Here is a 7,294-nt window from a genome sequence, read left to right as displayed (position 1 = left end):
CGCCACAGGACTTCGGCGATGTCCGCCATGCCCATAGGGGCACCCGGGTGGCCGGAATTTGCTTTTTGTACGGCGTCCATGCTGAGTGCGCGGATGGCGTTGGCAAGCTCTTTACGAGAGGACATGTTTTACTCCAGGTCGGATAAAAAAAGCAGTCAAGTTCCCTATTTTCTCAGACTCCACATCACAACGGCAATCCCTAATGCCAAATGAGAGCGAGTTCACCACTTATTAGCACGATTGGACGCTTTTTCGGAATAACACTATTCTAGCCCCGTCTGACGTACACTAGGCTCTTGCGACAAGATTTCCTCCAAGCAAAATGATTCTTTTACCTTGTTACCTTCACAGGAAGATGGCGTTATGAAGATCCGTACCTCTTTGATTGCGTTGGGCATTGCCACCTTGGCAACCGGCTGTCAAAACCTGAATACCGAAACCTTGATGCAGTCCGGCGCCCAGGCATTCCAGGCGGCGACCCTGAGCAACAACGACGTTAAGGCCCTGAGTGATAAATCCTGCGCCGAGATGGACAGCAAGGCACAAATCGCGCCGGCCGACAGCACCTACGCCAAGCGTCTCAACAAAATCGCCGCGGCGCTGGGCGACAACATCAACGGCACCCCGGCCAACTACAAGGTCTACGTGACCAAAGACGTCAACGCCTGGGCGATGGCCAACGGCTGCATCCGTGTCTACAGCGGCCTGATGGACATGATGAACGACAACGAAGTGGAAGGCGTGCTGGGCCATGAAATGGGCCACGTGGCGCTGGGCCACACCCGCAAGGCGATGCAAGTAGCTTACGGCACCGTGGCGCTGCGCACCGCGGCATCCTCCGCCGGCGGTGTCATCGGCTCGCTGTCGCAGTCGCAGCTGGCGGATATCGGCGAGAAGCTGGTCAGCGCCCAATTCTCGCAGAAGCAGGAAAGCGAAGCGGATGATTACTCGTTCGATCTGCTGAAAAAACGCGGCATCGATCCGAACGGCCTGGCCACCAGCTTCGAGAAGCTGGCCCAGATGGAAGCCGGCCGCCAGAGCAGCCTGTTCGACGACCACCCTTCTTCCCAAGCGCGTGCGCAGCACATTCGCGATCGCATCGCGGCAGAGAAATAACCACGAAAACGCCCGGCAATCGCCGGGCGTTTTTTATCGTATTAATACAGCGTTTTCTGCGGCGGCCCGGCGAAAGTCAGCGGCCCGACCTGTTTCATGTCCACCTCGACCACCGACGGCCCCGGGTAGTTGATCGCTTCGGCCAGCACGCCGTTGAACTGTGCCGCTGCGTCCACCTTCCAGGCTTTCAGCCCCATCGCTTCGGCGATCTGGGTGAACGCCGGCGTGTGCAGCTCGTTGTAATACTGGCGCCCGGCGAAGTACTTGTCCTGAATGCCGCGCATCACGCCATAACCGCCGTCGTTCATGATCAGCAGGGTAATATTCACCTGTTCCTGCGCCATGGTCGCCAACTCGCCCAGGCCCAGCGCCAGACCACCGTCGCCCACCAGCCCCACCACCTTGCGCTGCGGGTTGGCAATCGCGGTGCCGATGGCCATCGGCAGCCCCATACCGATGGCGCCCGCCAGCGAATGAATGTTGCACAGCGGCGAGATCGCCCGGAACAGCCGGCTGCCCCAGACGCTGCCGGAAACGGTGATATCGCGTACCAACAGCCCGTCCTGCGGCAGCGCGGCGTCGATGGCGTCGTTGAGTTTGGCGTATTCACCGGACTGCTGGCGCAGCGCGCTCTCCGCCTGCTGCACCGCCCCTGCGATCTCGGCATCCCACTCGGCGTTGACCTTCTCGCCGGGGGCCAGCCGCGCCGCCAGCGCCGCCAGCAGCGCCGCACAGTCGCCGTTGATCTGTTCATCGGCCAGATAGTTGCGGTTGGCCGCCGCCGGATCGATGTCAATCTGCACCAGCGGGCGCGGCAGAGGCAGCGTCCAGGTACGAGTTTCATTGCTGCGCAAGCGCGAACCGGCCACCAGCGTCAGATCGCACTGCGCCAGGATCGCTTCGATGCTCGGTGAGTTATGGAACGCCCGCAGGCTGCGCGGATGGCTGTCCGGCAGAATGCCGCGCCCGTGGGTGCTGGAGATCACCGCCACGCCGGCGTCCGCCAGCTTGCGCACCGCGTCGCCGCAGGCCAAGGCGCCGCCGCCCAACCACAGCAGCGGACGCTTGGCCTGTTTCAGCCGCTGATGCAGCCGTTCCACCGCCGCATCGTCCGCCTTCGGCAGCGGCGCCGGCGCCAACGGCTCGGTCAGCACCGAACGGGAAACCAGGCTGCTTTGAATATCGATCGGGATCTCGACCGCCACCGGGCCGCAGGGCACGGTTTGCGCATCCAGGATCGCCCGTTGGATCACCGCCACCGCCTGCTCCGGCGAATTGACCCGGTAAGCGCGCTTGGAGCAGGCGCGCAGGAAGCCAAGCTGATCGCGGGTTTCATGAATAAAACCGGCGTCGGCGTCCAGATAGGCTTTCTCCACCTGGCCGGTGATATGCAGCAGCGGCGTGTTAGCGTTGAGCGCCTCAATCATCGCCCCCACCGCGTTGCCGGCGCCGGCGCCGGTGCTGGTCAAGGCTACGCCCAGGCCGGAGAAACGCCCGTGCGCGTCGGCCATGGTGACCGCCCCCGCTTCGCCGCGCGCCGGCACGAAGCGAATTTTATCGCGCTGCCCCACCGCATCGGCGATCGGCAGATTATGAATCGAAATGATGCCGTACATCGCCGACACCGCGTACTGTTCCAGAGTCCGGGCTATCGCCTCGCCAACCGTGATTTTATCGCTCATCATCTGCCTTCTTAGGGTATTCGTTATTAGGGTTATGCGTAGAGGTGTCGGCCTAGTCGCTCCAGCGGTTCACCTGATGGCTCAGCGCCAGATACACACTTTTCTGCTGCATGTAGGCCTTGATACCGTTCAGGCCCTTTTCGCGGCCCAGCCCGCTTTCCTTGAAACCGCCGAACGGCGTGGAAATCGAGAACGTTTTGTAGGTATTGACCCAGACGGTGCCGGTTTCCAGCCGCTCCGCCAGCGCCATCGCGCGAGGGAAGTCGCGGCTCCAGATGCCGGCCGCCAGGCCGTATACCGAGTCGTTGGCCTGTTCGATCAGCTGTTGTTCGTCGTCAAACGGCAACGCCACCAGCACCGGGCCGAAGATCTCTTCCTGACAAACGCGGGCGTCGTTGTTCAAGCCTTCAATAATGGTCGGCAGGTAATAGCTGCCGCTTGCCAGTTGCGGATCGGCCGGTGCTTCGCCGCCGATGACCACCCGGCCGCCCTCCTGCCGCGCCAGCGCCACGTAGTCCGCCACGCTTTGCCGGTGTTTGGCGCTGATCAGCGGGCCGAGATGCACGCCCGGCACCAGCGGGTTGCCGATGCACAGCCCCGCCGTCAGTTCGGTCAAGCGCGCCAGCAGCGGCTGATACAGCGAACGATGCACGAACAGCCGCGAACCGGCGATGCACGCCTGGCCGGCGGAGCTGAAAATGCCGTAGCAGATGCCGCGCGCCGCCTGCTCCAGATCGGCGTCCTCCAGCACGATGGTCGGCGATTTGCCCCCCAGCTCCAGCGAAGTGGGGATCAGCTTGTCGGCGGCGATGTGCGCCAAATGGCGCCCGGTGCTGGTCCCGCCGGTAAAGGAGATCTTTTTCACCAGCGGATGGCGCGCCAACGCCTCGCCGATCACCGAACCTTTGCCCGGCAACACGCTGAGCAGCCCGGCCGGCAGGCCCGCCTGTTCGAACAGCTCGGCCAGCTTCAGCGCCATCAGCGGCGTGGCTTCGGCCGGTTTGAGCACCACCGCGTTGCCCGCTGCCAACGCCGGCGCCACCTTCTGCATTTCGCTGGCGATCGGCGAGTTCCACGGCGTAATGGCGGCGATCACCCCCATCGGTTGATACTGGCTGAGCGTCATCACCTCGGCGCTGCGCGGGGTCGGCAGCTCGCCTTCCAACACCTCGCAGGCGGCCGCGAAGTAGCGCGCGGTCGCCGCCGCGCTGGCCACCAGCCCGCGGGTTTCCGCCAGCGGCTTGCCGTTGTCACGGGTCTGCAGCTCGGCCAGCTGTTCCTGCTGCGCCAGAATCAGGTTGCTGACGCGGTAGAGGATCGAGGCGCGTTGATGCGGCACCAGCCCACGCCATTCCGGCGCGCGCCAGGCGCGTTCCGCCGCTTCTACCGCCTCGTTCACGTCCTCGACGTTAGCGGCGCGCAGCCGCGCGTTGACGCTGCCGTCGGCCGGGAATACCGAAGCCATCTCTTCGCCACGCCCTTCACGCCAGCGCCCGGCGACAAAAATATTCAATCGTTCCATGCTCCGCTCCTGCCGTTCAGGCAATAAAACCGCCGTCCACCAGACGGCGACAGGCTTGTACCGCGCTCAGCGCCGCCAGGGTTGATGTTTTGGGATTGCTCGCCAGCGGGGTGCCGCTCAGCTCGATGTGAAATTCGCCAAAGTCGCCGCACACCTGCAGACGATGGGTATTGCGCCGAGTGGCGGGATCGACCTGCAGGCGCACCCGGGTGGCGTCCATCCCCAGGCCGTTGAGCGCAATAGTGGCCGCCACGTTGGCATTGGCCGGGAACAAACGCGCTGCTTCGCGCGCCGACCCTTCAAAAAATACCTGCGCTTCGCTCACCGCATCGAGGTCGATCAGCTGCTCCGCCGGGCTGCCGCGCCAGCTGGCCGGGCTTTTGCTGGCCTGATAGGTCACGCTCTCCAGCCCGCCTTCGCGCGCCGACGCCAGCCCATCCATCCCCGCCACCGCACCGGACAACACGATCAGCTGCCCGTGACAGCTGCGGCAAACCTGCTGCAGCCGCTGTTGCAATGCGGCGTCCGCCAGCGCGCCGGTCGAAATCAGCGCCAGCGGCCAGCCGCGCTGCAGCACCGCTTCGCCGAACTCCGCCACCGCCTGCTGGCTGGCGCACTCCAGAACCAGATCCGGCCGCTGCAAACACTGCTCGGGATGGGTCAACGCCTGCACCCGCCCGCCAAAGGCCTCGGCGATCGCCGCATGATGAGCCGCGCGCGCCAGGATCCAACCGACCTCCACGCCCTCCGGCAAACGGGCGATCACTTCCTTCGCCATCGCGCCGTAGCCAATCATCATGATCTTCTTCATCTTTATCGGCCCCTGCTACACATGGCGGTTAAAGCCGCCGGACACGTCCAGCGCCGCACCGGTGGTAAAGGAAGCCAGCGGCGAAGCGAGGAACAGCAGCGCCTGCGCCGGCTCCTGCGGTTTGCCCAGGCGCTTCATCGGGATGCCGCGCCGTTCGGCGATCGCCGCCGTCCACTGCTCCCAGCTTTGATCTTTATCGCTGCGCTCGTCGAAACGGCGGCGCCATTGGCCCGACTCCACCATCCCCAGCAAGATCGAGTTAACGCGAATGCCTTTGCCCACCAGCTCTTTCGACAGCGTCAGCGTCATGTTGAGCAGCGCGGCGCGCGCCGCCGAGGTGGCGATCATGTGTTCTTCCGGCTGCAGCGCCAGCAGCGAGTTGACGCAAGTGATCGACGCGATCGTCGACCGTTCCAGCGCCGGTAAAAACGCCTGCACCGGGTTGATCACGCCGAACAGCTTCAGCTCGGCCTCATGCAACCAGGCTTCGCGCGGTGTCTGGTCAAAGTGGGCGACGAAGCCCTGACCGGCGTTGTTGATCAGCAGATCCACGCCGCCAAAATGCGCCGTCACCTGGTCAGCGAACTGCGCCACCTGCTGCGCGTCCAGCACGTCGCAGCGCAGCGCCAGGATCTCCGCCTGCGGAAACTCCGCGCGCAGGCTGGCTGCTGCGCCGGCCAGTTTGTCCGGATCGCGGCCGCAGAACGCCACCTTCGCCCCTTCGGCCAGTAGTAGCTTCAGGGTTTCGAAACCGATGCCCGACGAGCCGCCGGTCACCACCGCCACCCGATTCTCAAGCTGAAAATTCATCGTTGGATTGCTCCCGTAAAGTCCCGCAGATAGCGGTTGAAACACGCCGGTGCGTCGAGGTAGCTGGCATGGCCGGCGGCGGCGATCAAACGCAGCGTCGCGTCCTGCTCACGCGCCAGCTCGGCCGCCTTCTCCGGCGGCGTAATGCGATCCTGTTCACCGCACCAGACTTCCAGCGGGCCGCGATAGCGCGCCAGATAGCGGCCGATATCGTCGTTGGCCAGCATCCAGGCTGCGCTCAGAAAACCGTCGGGATCGAGCTGCTGCATGCCGTTGCGCACCCAGGCGATATCCTGCGGATCCGCCCCTTCACGCAGCAATGCCGCCGCCCGCTGCTCGCCGTAGCCCACCGGCCCCAGCGTTTCTATCATCTGTTGGCGCTGGCCATAGACCTGCCGACGTTTTTCCTCCGGCGCCGTGGCATAGCCCTGCGCCGGATCCGCCAACACCAATCCACATAACCCGTCCGGATAGCCGGCGGCATAGGCGCTGCCGATCAGCGCCCCCAGCGAATGGCCGACGATCAGCGGCTGCGCCAGCTGCAGCTCATCAATCAGCGCCGCCAACGCCGCCGCGTAACCGGCGGCATCGGCCTGAGGATCCGCCAACGGCAGGCTGCCGCCGTAGCCCGGCGCGTCCCACGCCAACAGACGGTGGCCGTCCGTCAGGCCGCTATCGTTGAGCTGCTTGCTCCACGAGGCCGATCCGGAGCTGATGCCGTGCAGCAACACCACCGGCCGCCCCTGCCCGGCCTCGCGCCAGCTCAGGGTGTACGCCCCGCAGCGCGCCCGTTGGCGTTGCGCCAGGCCGTTCATCAGTTGCGCTTCACTTTGGACAGCGGGTGATCCGCCGGATAGGTCGGGATCTCCGGCTTGGCGGTGCCGAGCATCACGCACATCAGCGCCTCTTCCTCGCCGTGGTTGAACAGGCCGCGATACACCCCCGCCGGCACCGAGATCAGATCGCGTTCTTTCAGCCGGGTTTCGTAATACTCTTCCCCATCCTGAATCATCAGCGTGATGCTGCCTTTCAGCATGAAGAACACTTCTTCCACGTCGTCGTGCAGGTGCAGCGGGCCCTCGCACTTCGACGGCAGCACCATGGTGGAGAAGGTGAAATTACCCGCCGGAATGGTGTTGGCGTCGCTGGCCACGCCGGTAGCGCCGGTACCGATGTAGCGCATCTGCGCACGGCGGTATTTCGGGTCAAAGTCGGCCTGGAACTTCAGCGCGTTCCAGTCGTATTTACGGCCTTCGAAACGGGCGATGCGCGACTCCACCCAATTTTCCATCGACAGATCCTGCGGCTTAACGCCGGCTTTGTTCTCAACCTGAGACATGTTGTCACTCCTCT

Annotated in this window: 8 protein-coding genes; 1 reads left to right on the top strand and 7 read right to left on the bottom strand. The window is 64.2% G+C overall.

Going from position 1 to position 7,294, the window contains the following annotated elements:
* Positions 1–125 (bottom strand): hypothetical protein (locus ACJ8HT_RS23370; protein WP_144334738.1); only part of this gene is annotated, 125 nt, incomplete at its 3' end.
* Between the two features lie 238 nt (positions 126–363).
* Here ACJ8HT_RS23370 and ACJ8HT_RS23365 point away from each other — a divergent pair.
* Positions 364–1,116, top strand: a complete 753-nt coding sequence (locus tag ACJ8HT_RS23365) for a M48 family metallopeptidase (protein ID WP_019456034.1) — start codon at positions 364–366, stop codon at positions 1,114–1,116.
* A gap of 41 nt (positions 1,117–1,157) precedes the next feature.
* Here ACJ8HT_RS23365 and ACJ8HT_RS23360 read toward each other — a convergent pair whose 3' ends face one another.
* Genes ACJ8HT_RS23360 through ACJ8HT_RS23335 form a run of 6 tightly spaced genes read right to left on the bottom strand, consistent with a single transcriptional unit; the run spans position 1,158 to position 7,280 of the window.
* Entirely contained in the window at positions 1,158–2,798 is a 1,641-nt protein-coding gene (locus ACJ8HT_RS23360; RefSeq protein ID WP_197652983.1) for a thiamine pyrophosphate-binding protein, read from the bottom strand.
* Positions 2,799–2,850: 52 nt separating this feature from the next.
* Positions 2,851–4,320, bottom strand: a complete 1,470-nt coding sequence (locus tag ACJ8HT_RS23355) for an aldehyde dehydrogenase (RefSeq protein WP_197652984.1) — start codon at positions 4,318–4,320, stop codon at positions 2,851–2,853.
* 16 nt (positions 4,321–4,336) lie between these two features.
* Positions 4,337–5,131 carry an aspartate dehydrogenase gene (locus ACJ8HT_RS23350; RefSeq protein ID WP_194572588.1) on the bottom strand — a complete coding sequence of 265 codons (795 nt, stop codon included), beginning with the start codon at positions 5,129–5,131 and terminating at the stop codon, positions 4,337–4,339.
* A 15-nt stretch (positions 5,132–5,146) separates the two neighbouring features.
* Positions 5,147–5,941, bottom strand: coding sequence for an SDR family oxidoreductase (locus tag ACJ8HT_RS23345; protein WP_047570596.1), 795 nt, complete (start codon positions 5,939–5,941; stop codon positions 5,147–5,149).
* Entirely contained in the window at positions 5,938–6,756 is an 819-nt protein-coding gene (locus ACJ8HT_RS23340) for an alpha/beta fold hydrolase (protein WP_197652985.1), read from the bottom strand. The genes ACJ8HT_RS23345 and ACJ8HT_RS23340 overlap by 4 nt, the downstream gene beginning before the upstream one ends.
* On the bottom strand, positions 6,756–7,280 hold the full coding sequence (locus tag ACJ8HT_RS23335) for a cupin domain-containing protein (RefSeq protein WP_004937634.1): 525 nt from the start codon (positions 7,278–7,280) through the stop codon (positions 6,756–6,758). Before ACJ8HT_RS23335 ends, ACJ8HT_RS23340 begins: the two co-directional genes overlap by 1 nt.
* Positions 7,281–7,294 lie beyond the last annotated feature (14 nt).

It is taken from the genome of Serratia sp. CY44782, assembly GCF_052168715.1.
Classification (GTDB): domain Bacteria; phylum Pseudomonadota; class Gammaproteobacteria; order Enterobacterales; family Enterobacteriaceae; genus Serratia; species Serratia nevei.
This window is presented reverse-complemented; position numbering and strand designations above follow the sequence as displayed.